Source organism: Aquidulcibacter sp., from assembly GCF_020253525.1.
Taxonomy (GTDB): Bacteria; Pseudomonadota; Alphaproteobacteria; order Caulobacterales; family Aquidulcibacteraceae; genus Aquidulcibacter.
Genome location: NZ_JADCBK010000019.1, coordinates 27,063 through 45,354, shown reverse-complemented (window position 1 = coordinate 45,354; position 18,292 = coordinate 27,063). Strand labels below are relative to the sequence as shown.

At 56.8% G+C, this 18,292-nt stretch carries 18 protein-coding genes; 15 read left to right on the top strand and 3 right to left on the bottom strand.

The window, feature by feature from the left end; translation table 11 throughout:
• The coding region (gene crtI / locus IOB61_RS02705) for a phytoene desaturase family protein (protein ID WP_290811798.1) at positions 1 to 1,410 on the top strand (1,410 nt) is incomplete at its 5' end.
• On the opposite strand, the gene crtD is transcribed toward crtI, so the two are convergent.
• Together crtD and IOB61_RS02695 are read right to left on the bottom strand one after the other, a co-directional pair.
• Positions 1,407 to 2,894: a 1-hydroxycarotenoid 3,4-desaturase CrtD gene (crtD, locus tag IOB61_RS02700; RefSeq protein ID WP_290811795.1), complete on the bottom strand. Its 1,488-nt coding sequence runs from the start codon at positions 2,892 to 2,894 to the stop codon at positions 1,407 to 1,409. The two genes, crtI and crtD, sit on opposite strands and share 4 nt — an antisense overlap.
• Positions 2,891 to 3,625: a hypothetical protein gene (locus IOB61_RS02695; protein ID WP_290811792.1), complete on the bottom strand. Its 735-nt coding sequence runs from the start codon at positions 3,623 to 3,625 to the stop codon at positions 2,891 to 2,893. The genes crtD and IOB61_RS02695 overlap by 4 nt, the downstream gene beginning before the upstream one ends.
• A gap of 123 nt (positions 3,626 to 3,748) precedes the next feature.
• On the opposite strand from IOB61_RS02695, the gene IOB61_RS02690 reads away from it, so the two are divergent.
• From IOB61_RS02690 to IOB61_RS02675, 4 genes are all read left to right on the top strand, one after another.
• Positions 3,749 to 5,143 carry a cytochrome P450 gene (locus IOB61_RS02690; RefSeq protein WP_290811789.1) on the top strand — a complete coding sequence of 465 codons (1,395 nt, stop codon included), beginning with the start codon at positions 3,749 to 3,751 and terminating at the stop codon, positions 5,141 to 5,143.
• Positions 5,140 to 6,294, top strand: coding sequence for an ATP-grasp domain-containing protein (locus IOB61_RS02685; RefSeq protein WP_290811786.1), 1,155 nt, complete (start codon positions 5,140 to 5,142; stop codon positions 6,292 to 6,294). Before IOB61_RS02690 ends, IOB61_RS02685 begins: the two co-directional genes overlap by 4 nt.
• A gap of 79 nt (positions 6,295 to 6,373) precedes the next feature.
• The gene (locus IOB61_RS02680) at positions 6,374 to 7,468 is read left to right on the top strand and encodes a phytoene/squalene synthase family protein (RefSeq protein ID WP_290811783.1); all 1,095 of its coding nucleotides are present in this window, start codon (positions 6,374 to 6,376) and stop codon (positions 7,466 to 7,468) included.
• The gene (locus tag IOB61_RS02675; protein ID WP_290811780.1) at positions 7,465 to 7,647 is read left to right on the top strand and encodes a hypothetical protein; all 183 of its coding nucleotides are present in this window, start codon (positions 7,465 to 7,467) and stop codon (positions 7,645 to 7,647) included. The genes IOB61_RS02680 and IOB61_RS02675 overlap by 4 nt, the downstream gene beginning before the upstream one ends.
• On the opposite strand, the gene IOB61_RS02670 is transcribed toward IOB61_RS02675, so the two are convergent.
• Positions 7,615 to 8,577, bottom strand: a complete 963-nt coding sequence (locus IOB61_RS02670) for a hydratase (protein ID WP_290811777.1) — start codon at positions 8,575 to 8,577, stop codon at positions 7,615 to 7,617. The genes IOB61_RS02675 and IOB61_RS02670 overlap by 33 nt on opposite strands.
• A 98-nt stretch (positions 8,578 to 8,675) precedes the next feature.
• On the opposite strand from IOB61_RS02670, the gene IOB61_RS02665 reads away from it, so the two are divergent.
• From IOB61_RS02665 to pufM, 10 genes are all read left to right on the top strand, one after another.
• Positions 8,676 to 9,545: a polyprenyl synthetase family protein gene (locus IOB61_RS02665; RefSeq protein WP_290811773.1), complete on the top strand. Its 870-nt coding sequence runs from the start codon at positions 8,676 to 8,678 to the stop codon at positions 9,543 to 9,545.
• 6 nt (positions 9,546 to 9,551) lie between these two features.
• Positions 9,552 to 10,670 carry a methyltransferase gene (locus IOB61_RS02660; protein WP_290811771.1) on the top strand — a complete coding sequence of 373 codons (1,119 nt, stop codon included), beginning with the start codon at positions 9,552 to 9,554 and terminating at the stop codon, positions 10,668 to 10,670.
• Positions 10,671 to 10,837: 167 nt separating this feature from the next.
• Positions 10,838 to 11,776: a chlorophyll synthesis pathway protein BchC gene (bchC, locus tag IOB61_RS02655; RefSeq protein WP_290811768.1), complete on the top strand. Its 939-nt coding sequence runs from the start codon at positions 10,838 to 10,840 to the stop codon at positions 11,774 to 11,776.
• Positions 11,773 to 12,762, top strand: coding sequence for a chlorophyllide a reductase iron protein subunit X (locus tag IOB61_RS02650; protein WP_085338183.1), 990 nt, complete (start codon positions 11,773 to 11,775; stop codon positions 12,760 to 12,762). The genes bchC and IOB61_RS02650 overlap by 4 nt, the downstream gene beginning before the upstream one ends.
• Positions 12,763 to 12,768: 6 nt before the next feature.
• A complete protein-coding gene (gene bchY / locus IOB61_RS02645) occupies positions 12,769 to 14,304 on the top strand; it encodes a chlorophyllide a reductase subunit Y (protein WP_290811764.1) in 1,536 nt (511 codons plus the stop codon).
• The gene (gene bchZ / locus IOB61_RS02640) at positions 14,301 to 15,740 is read left to right on the top strand and encodes a chlorophyllide a reductase subunit Z (protein ID WP_290811761.1); all 1,440 of its coding nucleotides are present in this window, start codon (positions 14,301 to 14,303) and stop codon (positions 15,738 to 15,740) included. The genes bchY and bchZ overlap by 4 nt, the downstream gene beginning before the upstream one ends.
• Positions 15,741 to 15,929: 189 nt before the next feature.
• Positions 15,930 to 16,157: a light-harvesting antenna LH1, beta subunit gene (gene pufB, locus IOB61_RS02635; RefSeq protein WP_085338186.1), complete on the top strand. Its 228-nt coding sequence runs from the start codon at positions 15,930 to 15,932 to the stop codon at positions 16,155 to 16,157.
• Between the two features lie 12 nt (positions 16,158 to 16,169).
• Positions 16,170 to 16,355 carry a light-harvesting antenna LH1, alpha subunit gene (gene pufA, locus IOB61_RS02630; protein WP_085338187.1) on the top strand — a complete coding sequence of 62 codons (186 nt, stop codon included), beginning with the start codon at positions 16,170 to 16,172 and terminating at the stop codon, positions 16,353 to 16,355.
• A gap of 154 nt (positions 16,356 to 16,509) precedes the next feature.
• Entirely contained in the window at positions 16,510 to 17,334 is an 825-nt protein-coding gene (gene pufL / locus IOB61_RS02625) for a photosynthetic reaction center subunit L (protein ID WP_290811754.1), read from the top strand.
• Positions 17,335 to 17,352: 18 nt separating this feature from the next.
• The gene (gene pufM / locus IOB61_RS02620) at positions 17,353 to 18,285 is read left to right on the top strand and encodes a photosynthetic reaction center subunit M (RefSeq protein WP_085338189.1); all 933 of its coding nucleotides are present in this window, start codon (positions 17,353 to 17,355) and stop codon (positions 18,283 to 18,285) included.
• Positions 18,286 to 18,292: the final 7 nt, after the last annotated feature.

The window sequence follows — 18,292 nt, the reverse complement described above, 5'->3', positions numbered from 1 at the left end:
GAAAAATTGGATGGCCCGGGTGGGCGCGGCTATGTCTATCGCCAAGACGGCTTTACCTTTGATGCAGGTCCCACCATCATCACAGCCCCGTTCATTTTTGAAGAATTGTGGAACATCTGCGGCAAGACCATGTCTGACCATGTGCAGCTGCGCAGCATCGACCCCTTCTACAAGATCCGGTTTGACGATGGCACCATTTTTGAGGCCACCGCTGACTTGAAGGCCATGCGCGCCCAGGTCGCGCGTTTCGAGCCCGGCGATCTTGAAGGCTTTGACCGCTATATGGTTGCCAGTGAGGCGATTTATGATGAGGCCTTCACCAAGCTGGTGGATCAGCCGTTTCATGAGCTTTCGACCTTGTTCAAGTCTGCACCGGACTTGATCCGTTTGGGCGGCTTCCGCACGGTTTATGGCAAGGTGTCGGAGTTCTTTAAGAACGAAAAACTACGGGTGGCGTTTAGTTTCCACCCGCTTTTGATTGGCGGTAATCCTTTTGCCACCACCTCTTATTATTGCCTGATTGCCCATCTCGAGCGGACCTTTGGCGTCCATTATGCCTTAGGTGGGACCGGGGCTTTGGTACGTGGCATGGTCGAGTTGATCGAGGGCCAGGGCAATCATCTGGTCTATAATGCCGAAATTGACGAGATCATAACCGAGAACGGTCGCGCGGCTGGGGTTCGTCTGGCCAGCGGTGAAACCGTGCAGGCCGACCTTGTCGTTTCCAATGCCGACCTTGGTTGGACCCATACCAAGTTGTTGCGCAATGTGCCGCGCAAAGTATGGACGGACGAAAAAATCGCACGCGCCGATTATTCCATGAGCTTATTTGTTTGGTATTTCGGTACCAATCGGAAGTTTGAGGATTGTTATCAGCATACGATGGTGCTGGGGCCGCGCTATAAGGAGTTGCTGACCGACATCTTCACCAGAAAAACCTTGGCCGAGGACTTCAGCCTCTATTTGCATCGTCCAACCGCCAATGATCCGAGCCTTGCGCCCGAGGGATGCGATACATTTTATGTCTTGGCCCCCGTACCACATTTGGGTAGCGGCGTAGATTGGGCCAGTATGGCCGAGCCCTACCGGCAGAAGATTGAAAAGCGTCTTGAGGAAACCCTGCTGCCAGGCTTGTCTCAATCCATTATCTCCTCGCACATGTTGACTCCGCAGGATTTTAAAGACCGCCTGCTTTCGACCAATGGTGCGGCTTTTGGTATGGAGCCAAAGCTGTTCCAAAGTGCGTGGTTCCGGCCGCACAATATCAGTTCGGATGTGCCGGGGCTTTATTTTGTGGGCGCGGGCACGCATCCGGGTGCGGGGCTGCCCGGTGTGGTGTCGTCGGCAAAAGTCATTGATCGGCTCATCCCGCCCGCAAGCGCTTGGGCTGGAAAGGTCAAAACCGCTTAGGCGTTCAGAAGGTCTGCGTGTAGGCGGGCGGCGGCAAGCCGTCCCGACAGGGCGGCCATCGGGATGCCGGGGCCTGGATGGGCAGAACCGCCGGCGAGGTAAAGCCCTTTCACGCCGCTGCGCGCGCCCGGTCTTTGAAAACTGGCCATCGGTCCATGATTGGCACGCCCATAGAGCGCACCGCCACTGGCTGGAAACAGGGCGTTGAAGCCGTGTGGGGTGGTGATCTGAGCTTGGTCAACAGATAGAGTGAGGCCACAGCTGGCCATCATCGCCCACGCGCTTTCTTTCGCCTTGCGTTGCGCGTCTGGTCCATAATCTAAGCTATCGCCATTGGCGGGGGCGTTCATCAGGATCAACAAGCGCTCGGGCCCGTCGGGGGGCACGCAGGCATCATCGCGATCTTGCGCACAAATATAGATTGTTGGGGCTTGCGGTGGGCGTTGGCTGGTAAAAACATCTTCAAATTCGGCCTTGTAATCCTTCGAAAACAAGACGGTATGATGGGCGAGCGCCAAGCCACTGGTGGTGGCTTTCGCGCACCACGTAATGGCTGATTGTGAGCGTTGCGGCAAAGCGACGGGCTTAGCGGCGGGCATAACATCGGGTCCTAGCAGGCCGCGACCAAGGGAAGAAATGTCCCCATTGAACACAATGGCATCGGCGGACATGGCCGCACCGCCTTTCAAAACGATGCCGCTGACGTGTCGATTACGAGTTTCAATACGTTCAACATTGGCTTGAAAGTGAAAATTCACCCCTTGGCTGATCGCGAGCTCTTTCAGGGCTGCAGCGACTTTGGCCATGCCGCCCTTAACCCGCCAAACGCCCTCTTGCTCGACATGGCTGACCAGCATCAAAGTCGCAGGGGCCGCAAAGGGTGAGGAGCCACAATAGGTAGCATAGCGGCCAAATAATTGCTTAAGGCGCGGGTCACGGAAATAAGCCCCAAGAGCACCCCACATCGTCTGATGCGGGGCTGTCTGCCACATGGCACCTAATCGGGTGAAGCCAACCCGTGCGACAAGTTCAATCGGGTTTGGTCTTTGGCTGGCGATAAAGGGTCCGCGTAACGTCTCGTAAATGGCCGCACTGCGCTTGCAAAAAGCCAGATAGCCCTCGGCATCTTTAGGGCCAGCAAATTCGCGTATCGCCTCGGCGGACTCCTCGCGGTCGGCATAAAGGTCCAGATCACCGCCCTGTGTCCATGCATGGCGGGCCAAGATGGTGGCGGGCAGTAAAGTCAGATGATCCTCAAGGGCGAGGCCTGCATCCTCAAACAGGCCGTCAAACACCCATTTCATGGTGAAGACAGTCGGGCCGCCGTCAATCAAACTAGTCCCGACTGGCACTTGGCGCATTTTGCCGCCGACATCGGCTGCGCGCTCTACAACGTCGACGTGATAGCCTTGGCGGGAAAGATCGATGGCGGCGGCAAGACCGCCCATGCCTGCGCCAATGACGATAACTTTTTGTGTTGTCACGAAGCCGCGCCTGCCGTCTGGGTCACACGATTGCGTAAGCTCAATCGGATCTGGCGGTGGTGGTAGAGGATGATGGCAAGGCCCGTCACCAACGGGATCGCCCACAGGCCTGGATGCAAGGCCATGGACGGCATGAGACGCACGGCGCCAAAAGCTGAAAAGGCCGTATAGACCGAGATACCAGCCCCCACGATCGCCTTCACATGTTCCATCAAATAGACTTTCGGGCCGGGCGCGGGGTTCAGCATGAAGAAGAGATTCGTGCCAGCTGTGGCAAAGCCAACGATGGACATGCCCACCATCAGATATTGGCCGATGAGTATTCCTTCAATCGCGCAGGCAAAGGCGGCGGCGATTAGAATGGGCTGTAGGGCCAAGTTCAGGCCCCGGCGATTAGCCGCATGATTGGCTTTATTCTTGATCGTTTCTAATCCGTACCACGCCAGATTGATGGTCAAGATCGCCAGATAGAACATCATGATGCCAAAGATGCCGCGCACAAAGACAGCGTCTTTCAAATGTGGATGGGTCCCTAAGGGATCAATCAGGGTGCAAATGCTGAGCAATAGGGCCACACAGCCCGCACCAAGAATGGATCGTGCAAAAATTTTACCCCACAGCCGGTGATTGCGGTTACCCTTCTTGCCAAGGACTGGAACCCAAAAGCTAACCAGCCCCACCGCTCCAAATGCGATATGGATGGCAACCAACGTGTGAAACAAGGTAAGCATCACTGTCTATCCAGTCGCGAGCGTCTAACGGGCTGGACATAGTGACGCGTCAAGCGTTAGGCTTCAAGGGGTTGGGCGCGGCTTTTTGCGGAGCGATCAGGATGAGTAGGCTGGGGTAGACGGGTGGCGGCGGACGGTTTTCACGCGCAAGACGCATTCTATAAGCCGCCCCGGCCAGCACCCATGGGGCCATTGGCCAGTCTGGTCCGCGTGATCCGGCAAGGCGATGGTGACTTATTAAGCCTCATGCCTGCCGATGCCTATTTGTTGCCTATGGGGCCACTGGGCTATTCGCGCCGTTCGATCAAGATTGTGAATGATCCGGCTTTGACCAAGCCGATTCTGGCAGATCCCGAAGACATTTTCCCAAAGAATGATCTGATGGTTGGCGCGCTGACGCCCTTGGTGGGCGATAGCATGTTTGTGTCGAGCGGTGCATTGTGGCGACAGCAGAGACGGATGATCGATCCAGCCTTTTCCCATATTCGTCTGGCCAAGGCCTTTCCCTCCATGGTCGGGGCCTTGGATGATTTTGAGGCCCGTCTGCAGGCAATTGCCGTTTCTGGTCAGGACATGTCGCTAGACCTCGCCATGGGACAACTGACGGCTGATATCATCTGCCGCACGGTGTTTTCGGCCTCGCTCGCCAATGACACGGCGCGTGACGTGTTTGAGTCCTTCGCCTTTTTTGAGCGCAGCGTGGCCCATGTGGAATTGGTGCGCCTGATCTTTGGTAAGCCGTTTGACGAAATACCCCAGCGTGCCGATGTACTGGAGGCTTGCGCCCGCATTCGCGGGCATATTGGCCGCCTGCTCGACACGCATTTAGAGGCGGGCGCACAATTTGATGATATTGCCGCCGCCGTAATCGCCGCGCGCGACCTTGAAACCGACACGCGCTTTAGCCGCGAAGAATTGATCGATCAATTGGGCGTATTCTTCTTAGCGGGCCATGAAACCACCGCCAGCGCCCTGACTTGGGCTTTCTTCATCGCTGCGATGCAGCCCGCGGTGGCCGATAAGATCCGTGCCGAAGCGATTGACGTGGCAGGTTCTGGCCCCATTGAATTTGAGCATGTGAAGCGGCTGACCTATGCTCGCAATGTTTTCAAAGAGGCATTGCGCCTCTATCCACCCATTACGTTTATTCCACGGGTTGCTGCGCGCGCCACAACAATCGGCACTCAGAAAATCAAGCGCGGCACCATGGTGATGATCGCCCCTTGGGCGGTGCACCGCCATCATTTGTTGTGGTCTAACCCCGACGTTTTTGACCCAGACCGCTTCTCGCCAGAACGCGAGCATGAGATTATTTCTGGGTCCTATATTCCTTTTGGTGCGGGCCCGCGTGTTTGTGTCGGTGCGGCCTTTGCGACAACGGAAGCAACCTTGATTCTTGCACGTATCTTGAGAACTTATCGTATTGAGGTGCAAGAGCCCGAGCGCGTGCGTCCTGTTGCGCGTCTAACCACGCGTCCGGCACAAGAAATCAGAATGAAGGTCACACGCCGCGCATGAGCCAAACTGTCTTAATCACCATCGGCCGCTTGCCCAAGGCCTTGGACTTTGCCCGATCCTTCAAGGCGGCGGGTTGGCGCGTTTTGGTGGCAGAGCCTTTTAAGTCGCATTTGACCGGTGCGTCCAAATGTGTGGATCGGTCCTTTCAAGTGCCGCCGCCGTCCAAGGGTAAGGAGGCTTATCTTGCGGCGCTCTTGCGTCTGATCGAGGATGAGGCAGTTGATCTCGTCCTGCCCTTGTCGGAAGAAACCATGCATGTGGCGCATTTGGCAGGACGATTGCCCGCCCGAGCCCGCCTTTATGCACCCCCGGTCGACGATCTTCTGGCGCTGCATGACAAAGCCCGCTTTCCAACACTCGCACAGGCGCATGGCCTGACTGTGCCCGAAACGGCCTTAATCGAAACCCCCCAGGCCCAGGCCATTGCCAGCCGCCACGACTTTGTTGTGAAACCCATCTTTTCGTGCTCTGGCCGCGCGGTCAGTCTGCATCCGGCAGGCACGTCCTTGATCGGTATTGCGGCGACCTTGACCGAGCCTGCGGTGGTGCAAGTCCAAGTCAAGGGCAAGCAATATAGCACGTTTGCTATCGCCCATGCGGGTAAGCTTCTCGTCAATGTCATCTATCAAGGGGCGGTGATGACCGGCAGCGTCGCCGTTGCCTTTGAGCGCGTGGAGCTTCCCGCCATCCAAGACTGGGTAGAGGCCTTTGTTCGCCACGAAAATCATAGTGGCTTTATCTCGTTTGATTTCTTTGTCGATGAGGCTGGTAAAGCTTGGGCGATTGAATGCAATCCGCGTGTTACAAGTGGCGTTCACTTCATCGAGACAGAGGATTTAGCCCCCGCTATTCTGACTCCAGGCGTCACGCCAATTCGCTTCAAACAAACCAAGCTGATGCAGCAATTCTACCCGACGCTGACTGAAGTGCAGGCCGCGATGTTTAGAGGGCCGCATTATTGGGAGCGGCTGAAAGTGCTGCGTACGGCCAAGGATGTTACTTGGGATGCCCGCGATCCCATGCCCTTTATCACCATGCCGATCACAGCTTTTTCGATTATCGCCATGTCGATCCGCCAGCAACAAACCTTTGGCCAAGTCTCTACCCAAGACATTTCTTGGTTCGAGGGTGAGCGGTTGGAGGCTGCCTGATGCGCGCTTGCCTAGATTTTCAGTCCATGATTAGCTGCACTTCGCAGGTCTTGGACCTAAACCAACAGATTGGATGGGCATGCTGAGTTTCGCAGCCGAGAGTTTGGATATGGCCGGGCCAACGCCGCGTGCACTTCCCTATGCCACCCCATCTGACCGCGCCGCCTGTCGGGATCTGATTAAAACCGGCTCGCACTCTTTTTATTCGGCGTCCCTGCTACTTCCAGAAGCGCTGCGCGAAGCCGCCTATGCCCTCTATGGCTTTTGTCGTTTGTCCGATGATGCGGTCGACGTGGAAAACGGCCAAGGGGATGCCATTGCCCGGCTGCGGTCGCGGCTTGATGGTGTCTATTCAGGCCGCCCCCAAACCGAAGCGGCCGATCGTTGTTTGGCCGATGTTGTGCGCGCCTATGGCATTCCGCGCGCGGTGTTTGATGCGTTGCTGGAGGGCTTTGAATGGGATGTGGCAGAGCGCACCTATGAGACTTTGGCCGATGTCGAAGATTATGCAGAGCGGGTTGCAGGTTCAGTCGGGGCTATGATGGCCGCCCTGATGGGGGTGCGCGGAGCTGCCATGGTCGAACGCGCGTGCGATCTTGGTGTGGCCATGCAGCTGACCAATATCGCCCGCGACATTGGCGAAGATGCCCGGCAAGGTAGGCTCTATATCCCGCGCAGCTGGTTGCGCGAGGTCGGAATTAATCCCGAAGCTTGGCTCGCGCAGCCTCATTTTTCGCCGGCCATTGCTGCGTTGACGGAGCGCTTATTGGTGCGGGCAGATGAGCTTTATCGTCGGGCAGACCAAGCCATTGCCCGTTTGCCGGCGACTGTTCGTCCGGCGATTTTTGCGGCGCGCTTGCTCTATGCCGAAATTGGCAAAGTTATCCGGGCGCAAGGTTATGATTCCGTCTCAAGGCGCGCCAGCACCACAGCGGCCCGCAAGGCGTGGCTGGTTGGCGCTGCCATGCAACGGGCAGCACGTCCGGCCCCGAAGGGTGAATTATCCATTGCACGCGGGGTCGGAAGACCCTTGGTGGCCGCGATTGTTCAATCGCCACCGGGTTTTGGTCCCGCAAACCAGCGCGGGCAGAGCATTAAAGACGATCTCAATTGGGTCATTGATCTCTTCTCTGACCTCGAACTACGTGATCGCACCGGGAGCCGAAGCCGATGAACCCCAATTTGATGTTCTTCCTTGAGTTCTTATTGTTCAGCGGCGTATTTCTGGTGTTTGCAATCTGGCAAGTCATCTCGCTTTCGCCCAAGCGGATTGCCGCCGAAGAGGCCAAGAAGCAGGCTGAAGCCGAAAAGGCGGCGGCTTTAAAAGGTTCGACGGGGCATCCGGAAGGGTAGCATCGCCCGCACAATCGGCATTTTCAACCGATCCAGATTCAAAGTCTCATGCATCATCAGAACTTTCTCGCCCTCAAGCTGGCTTTCAAGGGCTGATCGCGCATAAAAGGGGGTATCTTCCAGGGTTTTAATCACGCGTGCAGGCTCTGGCCCGTCCGACCAGGCTTCGCGATCTATCCCCCAAAATGTTCGGCGCAAACGTCTTTGTGCGGTCGGTTCGGTTTCTGAAATGCTGCCATCATGCTTGACCTTCAAATATGTGGCCTTGCGGGGTCCAGCTCGATTGGTGACATCATAAAATAGCCGTAAGTCCTCGCCGCGATGGGCCCGCCCCCAATGCCAATCGACAAAGGCTCTCTCAAGGGGTTCTTGCCCAGAATTGGTATCAAAATAACCATCGCCTGACCAAGACAGGTTTGGGCTATCGAATTTCAGTTCGACCCGAGCCCGTGGCGCCAAGGGGCGCCACTGATGCCGACCTTTGAGGTCGAGATCAAAACAAGCTTCTGTCTCAACCTCTGGGATCAGCCGAATCCGGCCCTTCAAGCGGGAGGGAATGGGCACGCAAACCTCAAAGATATCCGCCACCAATTCACCACCCCTATAATGCAAGGAACTTGGGCCGACAGAGAAATGGTGGGCACGCCGATCTAATTGATCTGCCCGCCGTTCGGTCATGGCCCATCGGCCGCCTGCACCATCCAAGCGGTACAGGGCCAGATTGATCGCGCAATGGTCAAAAGGGTTTTCCCACTTAGACCAAGCATAATAGGGGGAAAACACACTTCCGATGAAAGCAATAAGGGTAATGCCATACTTGCCATCATCACTGACCGCATCCAGATACCACCAAATATAGCCGCCATCCCCGCCCACCGGCGCGGTGAAATTGGGGCCCTTTAGGCTTTGATTGGGAGAAAGCTGCACCATTGAGACGTCAGTTCCATGTAAAACCGTTAAAAAGTCAATTGACCTAGACGCTAACCTGTGTCCAAATCCTATGACAGATTGAGGTTGGAGAGCGAGATATGTCGCATACAGCACGGATTGAGCGGGCATTGGAAGCCGCCGTGGCCATGGCGCAGGCGGATGATGCAGCGCCCGGATTGGCTGCTGCTCTGCGCTATGCGGTGTTTCCGGGCGGCGCGCGTGTCCGGCCGCAGCTTTGCTTAGCCGTCTCTGCTGCCTGTGGTGGGGCCAATCCTGAACTGGCCGATGCGGCGGCTGCTTCGATTGAACTCTTGCATTGCGCCTCCTTGGTTCATGACGATTTACCCTGTTTCGACGATGCCGATTTGCGGCGGGGTAAGCCAACGGTGCACGCAAAGTTTGGCGTACCCTTGGCCCTTTTGACGGGCGACGCCCTGATCGTCATGGCGTTTGATGTCTTGGCACGCGCCGGCGCGCAGGACCCCGCAAGGCTACCTGGCTTGATTTCTTGCATCGCGCGCGGGGTTGGTGCGCCCTATGGAATTGTGGCCGGACAAGCTTGGGAGTGTGAGGCTTCTGCACCCGTTGACGCCTATCATCAGGCCAAAACCGGTGCGCTCTTTGTCGCCGCAACGACCGCGGGCGCTCTGGCTGCGGGTGCGGATCCAACGCCGTGGCGGGCTCTGGGCGAAGGTTTGGGTGCGGCCTATCAAGTTGCAGATGATCTCTTGGATGCTTTGGGAGATTGTGAAGAGTCTGGCAAAACCAGTGGCCGCGACCACGCTCTTCAACGGCCAAGTGCGGTGACCGCGCTGGGTGTGCAGGGCGCAGTGGCTTTGCTGGAATCGCACTTGGACCGGGCGGCCCAGTCCATTCCAGAGTGTGCCGGGGCGAAGGCCTTGCGCGAAACGGTGCGGGTTCAGGCGACTCGATTGGTGCCAAAACAACTTGCCCGCAGTGCTGCCTAGATTTCCATGATACCGCGTTCCTGGCTTGATGCTTGGACGGCTTGGCGCAATCGCTTGGTTTCTAGTCCAAGCTTCCAGCGTTGGGCTGCCGGCTTTTTTCTGACCCGACCGATTGCCCACAGAAGCGCGGATCGACTGTTTGGTCTCGTGGCAGGTTTTGTTTATTCTCAGGTTTTATTGGCGTGTGTGCAATTGCGCTTGCCGGAACTCTTGTCGGATGGGCCGAAAACCACGCAAGCTCTGGCTGAGGCGATGGATTTGCCGCTTGTGTCTGCCGCGCGGCTTCTGACTGCAGCCCAATCGCTTGATCTGGTGGAATTAGCTGGGGCGGATCGGTATGCCTTGGGTATGCAAGGCGCAGCCCTTCTGGGCAATGCAGGGCTGGGCGACATGATCCGCCACCATGCCTTGTTTTACGCCGACCTTGCCGATCCCGTAGCGCTCTTAAAGCAGGGCGGTGGTCAGGGGCAGCTGGCATCCTTCTGGCCTTATGCCGCTTATGATCGACCCGACCAAACACAAGCGGACGCCATTTCCCCCTATTCGGCCCTGATGGGGGCCACCCAACCGATGATTGCCAGCGATATTCTCGATGCTTATCCACTTGCTGGACATCAAGTCTTGATGGATGTCGGCGGAGGGGAGGGGGCTTTTGCGAGCGCTGCGGCGCACCATGCGCCCCAGCTGAAAGTGCGCGTGTTTGACTTGCCCGCCGTGGCCGACCGGGCGCGTGCTGCATTTGAAGTCAGTCAGCTCGCCCATCGGGCTCAAGCGCTTGGCGGCAACTTCCTTGATGGCGTCTTGCCCAAGGGGGCCGACATCATTTCTTTCGTGCGGATCCTGCATGACCATGATGATGCAACCGTCATGAAACTCTTGCGAGCGGCCCATGCCGCCTTGCCTGACAACGGCGTCTTGATGATTGCCGAGCCCATGTCAGGTTTCCCCGCGCGAGACCCTATGGCCGAGGCCTATTTCGGCTTTTATTTGATGGCGATGGGGCGCGGCAAAGCCCGTACTCCCGCCGAGATTAGCGCTATGGCACGCGCGGCCGGCTTTAGCCGCATCGTGAACAAACCAACCAGAACCCCTATGCTGGTCCGTGTTTTAATTGCCTATCCCTAAGTCAATCCGGCCAAAAGCCCCGATTAATCGGCCATTTTGCCAAAAAACATTCCCTCAGTGATCGTCACGATTCTGCGTCAGTTTCAATTGACATATCTAATCGTCCAATTAGAGTGACACCTTGGAAGAGTGGGTGTGGCTACTGCATTCACGAAGGAAGTATGGGCATGGAAACTTTGGCCGTTGTTTTGGAGGCACCCGAGAAACTCTCGCTGAAAACGCTTGAGCTTAAGGATGCTGGCCGCGACGACGTCATTGTGGATGTTGAATTTAGCGGCATTAGCACGGGTACCGAACGTCTGTTGTGGAGTGGGCGGATGCCGCCATTCCCGGGCATGGGGTATCCGCTCGTTCCTGGCTATGAATCCGTTGGCCGCGTGGTGGACGCTGGTGACGATGCGAAAGACCGCATTGGTCAGACGGTCTTCATTCCCGGCTCGACGGGCTTTATCGGCGCCCGCGGTTTGTTTGGCGGTGCGGCTCAGCGTCTGGTCGCACCCAGCGCGCGGGTCATTCCGATCGAAGAGAGTTTGGCCAGTCGCGGTGTGCTGATCGCCCTGGCGGCAACAGCTCGCCATGCGATTGCCGACGGTGTGCTTCCCCCCGAATTGATCATTGGCCACGGCGTCTTGGGTCGTCTTCTTGCCCGTATCGTGGTGGCAGAAGGATATCCTGCCCCTGTGGTTTGGGAAACCAATCCCCACCGACATGCTGGGGCCATCGGTTATGGCGTTTGTGATCCGTCTGATGATGATCGTCGTGATTATCGCGTCATCCTAGACGCCAGCGGTGCAGGCAATCTGATTGATAGCTGGATCGGGCGTTTGGCCCGTGGGGGCGAGATTGTTTTGGCCGGCTTCTACGACCAGCCCATCAGCTTTGCCTTCCCCCCCGCCTTTATGCGCGAAGCACGTATTCGCATCGCCGCTGAATGGACCCCGGCCGATCTGGCCGCAACGTTAGAGCTCGTCGCTGATGGCCGTCTTTCTCTGGACGATCTCATCACCCACGAAGTCGAAGCCCAAGGTGCCGCCGGTGCCTACAGGACAGCATTTACCGATGCTGCCTGCTTAAAAATGATCTTGGACTGGAGAGGCTGCGCATGACCGTAACGCTATTGGATAGACGTGCACTGGTAGAAGAAGCTTCGCAGGAGCCTGATCCCGTTCACACGGGTGAAGTCACCAAAGAAACGCAAGTCATTGCCATTTATGGCAAGGGCGGCAGTGGCAAAAGCTTTGCCCTCTCCAACCTCAGCTATATGATGGCGCAACAGGGCAAGCGCGTCCTTTTGATCGGTTGCGATCCAAAATCTGACACCACTTCACTTCTGTTTGGTGGCAAATCCTGCCCAACCATTATTGAGACCTCTGCCAAGAAAAAGCTCGCTGGTGAAGAAGTTCGCATCGAGGATGTTTGCTTTGTTCGCGATGGCGTCTTCGCCATGGAATTGGGCGGGCCTGAGGTTGGCCGCGGCTGTGGCGGTCGCGGCATTATTCATGGGTTTGAGCTTCTAGAGAAACTCGGCTTCCATGATTGGGGCTTTGATTATGTTCTCCTCGACTTCTTGGGAGATGTGGTCTGCGGTGGATTTGGTCTGCCGATTGCGCGCGATATGTGCCAGAAGGTGATTGTCGTCGGCTCCAACGATCTCCAATCTCTCTATGTGGCCAACAACGTCTGTTCGGCGGTGGAGTATTTCCGCAAATTAGGCGGCAATGTCGGTGTGGCCGGCATGCTGATCAATAAGGATGACGGTACCGGCGAAGCCCAAGCCTTCGCAAAGGCCGTTGGGATTCCTGTCTTGTCAGCCATTCCGGCGGATGAAGACATTCGTCGGAAGTCGGCCAATTATCAAATTATTGGTACACCAGGCGACACCTGGGGCCCATTGTTTGAAGAGCTCGCCTCCAATGTGGCTTCGGCCCCACCCGTTCGTCCAACACCCCTTAGCCAAGATGGCCTCTTAGGCCTGTTTGCACCTGACCAGACTGGCGGCGACTTCGTCCTGCGCCCGGCTACCCAAGCCGACATGCGCGGCGGCGTGTTCGCTGAAAAGCCAACGCTGGAGGTGGTCTATGACACGGTGTAACCAGCGATGACCGACTATCAAGCTCCCTTCCGACCGTTGCTGGATGATGGACCTGCTTCCCCAGAGCAAGCAGGGCAAGGATGCCATGCGGGTGCAGAAACCATGGCTGCGGCTGCGAAGGCTGCAGGAAAGTCTGAGATCCTCGATCTGTACGCTGTCGATTATCCAAAAGGTCCGCACGACCAGCCCCAAAGCATGTGCCCCGCATTTGGCTCTCTGCGTGTGGGTTTGCGGATGCGGCGCACGGCAACAGTTTTGTCTGGCTCGGCATGTTGCGTCTATGGTCTGACTTTTACGTCCCATTTCTATGGAGCGCGCCGTAGCGTCGGTTATGTACCCTTCAGCTCTGAGACCTTGGTCACCGGCAAGCTATTTGAAGACATCCGCGATGCGGTGTTCGAGCTAGCGGACCCCACACATTACGACACGATTGTCGTGACAAACTTGTGCGTGCCGACTGCGTCGGGCGTGCCGCTTCAGCTTTTGCCTAAAGAGATTAACGGCGTTCGCATCATCGGCATTGATGTGCCAGGATTTGGCATCCCAACCCATGCCGAGGCAAAGGACGTTTTGGCTGGTGCCATGTTGCGATATGCTCGGACAGAGGCGGAAGCTGGCCCTGTTCAAGCCCCGCAGAACCTGTCCAAGGATCGGCCTACCATCACGCTTTTGGGCGAGATGTTCCCAGCCGATCCTGTCGGCATCGGCATGATGCTTGAGCCTTTGGGCTTGGCCGCTGGCCCCGTCGTGCCAACGCGGGAGTGGCGGGAGCTTTATGCGGCACTCGATTGCGCAGCCGTTGCCGCTATCCACCCCTTCTATACCGCGAGCATCCGCGAGTTTCAGACAGCTGGTCGTAAAGTCGTCGGTTCCGCGCCAGTGGGTCGGGACGGTACGGCCGCATGGCTCGATGCGATTGGTGACGCGTGCGGTATCGCCCAAGCAAAAGTCGACTTTGCTAAGAACCGCTTCTTGCCCGCCATCAAGGCTGCCCTGTTAACCGCACCTATCAAAGGCCGCCTAACTGTATCGGGCTATGAAGGTTCAGAGCTCTTGGTCGCGCGCTTATTGATCGAAAGCGGGGCTGAAGTGGCCTATGTCGGCACAGCTTGTCCGCGCACACCTTGGTCGGAGCCCGATCGGGAATGGCTCGAAAGCAAAGGTGTTCTGGTTCAATATCGGGCATCTTTAGAGCAAGACATTGCCGCCGTTGACGCTATCAGGCCAGACCTTGCCATCGGGACCACACCTGTGGTGCAGCATGCCAAGCAATTGTCCATTCCAGCGCTTTACTTCACCAATCTGATTTCAGCACGCCCCTTGATGGGGCCTGCCGGTGCGGGATCGCTGGCAACCGTCATCAATGCCGCACTAGCCAATCGCGCGCGGTTTGAGAAAATGACCGCCTTCTTTGAAGGTGTTGGCGCGCATGACACAGCGGGGGTCTGGGAAGACACCCCAGTCGAACGACCAGAATTCAAAGCCAAATATGCCAAAGCCCTAGCCGCTTCACGCGCAGCAGAGGAGGCCGTGGGAACATGACCTTAGTGCTCGATCACGACCGCGCTGGTGGCTATTGGGGGGCTGTTTATGCCTTCACCGCTATCAAGGGCTTACAAGTCATTATTGATGGACCGGTCGGGTGTGAAAACCTGCCTGTGACGTCGGTCCTGCATTACACCGACGCCCTTCCGCCCCATGAACTGCCTATCGTTGTGACCGGGCTTGGCGAAGAGGAATTGGGCCAGACCGGTACTGAGGCCGCGATGAAGCGGGCTTGGAAAGCACTCGACCCGCATTTGCCGGCCGTTGTGGTCACGGGCTCGATCGCCGAAATGATTGGCGGCGGGGTGACGCCAGAAGGCACCAATATCCAACGCTTCCTGCCGCGCACGATCGATGAAGATCAATGGCAAAGTGCAGACCGGGCACTGACCTGGCTCTGGACAAATTTTGGCACCAAGAAAGTACCAAAGCTAAAGCCGCGCAAAGAAGGGGCAAAGCCGAAGGTCAATATCATTGGCCCCGCATATGGCATGTTCAATCTGCCATCTGACTTGGCCGAAATCCGCCGCCTGATCGAAGGTATTGGTGCTGAAGTCGGCATGGTCTTCCCGCTCGGTTCGCACTTGGCAGACGTGAAGCGATTGGCTGAGGCCGAAGTCAATGTTTGCATGTATCGCGAATTTGGCCGCAATCTTTGCGAAGTCCTGGAGCGGCCTTATCTGCAGGCCCCAATTGGCCTCGAATCCACCACGCTATTCCTGCGCAAATTGGGTGAACTGACCGGCCTAGATCCAGAGCCTTTCATTGCGAAGGAAAAGCATACCACCATCAAGCCGATCTGGGACTTGTGGCGCTCGGTCACGCAAGATTTCTTTGGCACTGCCAGCTTCGCCATCGTGGCCAATGAGACCTATGCACGCGGGGTCCGTAACTTCCTTGAAACGGATATGGGCCTGCCCTGCACTTTCTCTTTCGGCCGTCGGGCAGGTGTGAAACCCGATAATCAAGCGGTTTTAGAGGCCCTCAAGACCAGTCCGCCACTGATCCTTTTCGGCAGTGTGAATGAGCGGATGTATATGGCAGAGCTTGGCTCGCGCGCCTGCTTCATTCCGGCCAGTTTCCCCGGGGCGATCATCCGGCGGCATATTGGGACGCCCTTCATGGGCTATTCTGGCGCAACTTATCTGATCCAAGAAGTCTGCAACGCCTTATTTGACGCCCTATTCCATATTCTGCCGCTGGCTGGTCAAATGGATAAGGTTGAGGCCACACCGGCGCGTCGGCATGTCGAATTGGCTTGGGATGATGACGCCAAAGCGGCGCTTGATGCCATTGTCGACAAACAGCCCGTTCTGGTTCGCATTTCTGCCGCAAAGCGCCTGCGCGATAGTGCCGAACGGGCTGCGCGCCTAGCTGGCGAAACCACCGTAATTCTGGAGCGCGTGAAGCGCACCCAGCAAGAAATGGCGTGAGGGAGCGATCATGATGTCCTTCTTCCCCACGATCCACCCCATCTCCTCCCGGGCTTCTGCCCGCGGATCGACCCCTTTGGCGCAGATGATATGCGCCTTCCAAGCCGCCGCGACGGGCTCCGCCGCGACCGGTCCAGCTGTGGGGATTACCACAGCAATAGCCGTCCCAATCAAAATGGAGGGTAATTAATGGCTAGAGACCCAAGTACAGACACATTGACCGGTCTGACAGCACAAGAGGCGAAGGAATTCCATCGTCTGTTTATGCTGGGCTTCATCGGTTTCACTGTGATCGCGATCGTCGCACACTTCCTGGTTTGGTCGTGGCGTCCATGGTTCCCTGGGGTAGGCGGTTACGCCGAACTTCAAGGCGCGGTGGAGCATGCAGCCCAACTGGCACAGACCTTTTTCGGTTAAGGGAGATAACTCATGTATCGGATTTGGCTTCTGTTTGATCCCCGCCGTGTCCTGGTGGCCCTCACGGTCTTCCTGTTCACGCTGGCGATCTTCATCCACTTCATCTTGCTCAGCACTGACCGGTTCAACTGGATCGAAGGCCCAAAAGCCCCAGCTCCAGCCGCAGCTCTGCAACATGATGGCTCAGCAAATACCTGAGCATAACCAACAGCGCGTGTCTGAAAATCCTTTCGGACACGTCCGTGGTGGCAGACGTGCAAGGCCCCCCTGCTTTGTTCGTCTGCCCCGCATTTCATTCATCTCACGAATTCTTTGAAGCAGGCGCTTCTCAGAGCCAAGGAGGACGCGGATCATGGCCTTGCTGAGTTTTGAACGCAAATACCGTGTTCGGGGTGGGACGCTGATTGGCGGCGACCTCTTCGACTTTTGGGTGGGGCCCTTTTACGTGGGCTTCTTTGGAGTAACCGCAATCTTTTTCGCTGTGCTGGGCACAGCATTGATTGCCTATGGCGCGTCCTTGGGGCCGACATGGAACCCGTGGCTGATTGATATCCAGCCGCCGGCAGAATCGTATGGCCTAAGCTTGGCCCCCTTGAAAGAAGGTGGGATTTGGCAAGTCGTGACCATGTGCGCCATTGGCGCATTCTCATCCTGGGCGCTGCGTGAGGTCGAGATTTCGCGCAAGCTTGGCATTGGCTTGCACGTGCCCTTTGCCTTTGGGATGGCAATCTTTGCTTATGTGACCTTGGTCGTCATTCGCCCCGTCTTGATGGGTGCATGGTACCATGGCTTCCCTTATGGGATTTTCACGCATTTGGATTGGGTGTCCAACACCGGCTACAAATACATCAACTTCCACTATAATCCGGCGCACATGGTGGCTGTCAGCTTCTTCTTTGTGAACACCTTCGCATTGGCGTTGCACGGCTCTCTCATCCTGTCTGCGACCAATCCCGGCAAGGGCGAGGTGGTTAAAACCCCGGAACATGAAGACACATTCTTCCGCGACATCCTTGGCTATTCCATCGGTACGCTCGGGATCCACCGCTTAGGCCTTTTCTTGGCACTATCGGCTGGCTTCTGGAGTGCGGTGTGTATCGTCATCAGCGGTCCAGTCTGGTCGCTCGGTTGGCCCGAGTGGTGGGACATGTGGCTTAAACTCCCAATCTGGGGCTAATAGGCAGGAGCACGCACAATGGCTGGCTATCAAAACATCTTTACTCAAGTCCAAGTACGCGGCCCTGTCGAACTCGGGGTCCCGCTACCGAAAGGCAGCTTGGAACGCGATGGGGAAGGCTTTATTGGCATTTCTCGTCTCTTGGGCATCATTGGTAATGCGCAAATTGGGCCAATCTATCTGGGTTGGACAGGCATTGCTTCACTCTTCTTTGGCTTCCTCGCCTTTGAAATCATTGGTCTCAATATGTTTGCTTCGGTGAACTGGGATCCGATTGAGTTCATCCGGCGTCTGCCTTGGTTGACTCTTAATCCACCCCCACCTGAGCAAGGCTTCAACCTGTTTCCGCCACTAGACCAGGGCGGCTGGTGGGTCATGGCCGGGTTCTTCTTGACCACCTCCCTGATCCTCTGGTGGGTCCGTACCTACAACCGGGCGAAGGCACTGGGCTTGGGCACACATGTTGCTTGGGCTTTTGCCTCAGCCATCTGGCTCTTCCTCGTTCTGGGCTTCATCCGTCCAGCTTTGATGGGTAGCTGGAGTGAAGCGGTGCCATTTGGGATCTTCACCCATTTGGATTGGACTGGTGCCTTCTCCATCACGTATGGCAATTTGTTCTATAATCCGTTCCATTGCCTCTCGATCGTCTTCCTCTATGGGTCGGCTCTCTTGTTCGCGATGCATGGTGCAACCATTCTTGCGGTCAGCCGCTATGGCGGTGAGCGTGAGATCGAACAGATCACGGATCGGGGCACGGCCTCTGAGCGGGCCGCTTTGTTCTGGCGTTGGACCATGGGCTTCAATGCTTCGATGGAATCAATCCACCGTTGGGCTTGGTGGTTTGCTGTTCTGACAACACTTACCGGCGGCATTGGCATTTTGTTGACCGGAACTGTCGTCAGCGACTGGTATGGCTGGGCTGAAGTCCATAACTACGCCCCACCACGTTAAGCAAACG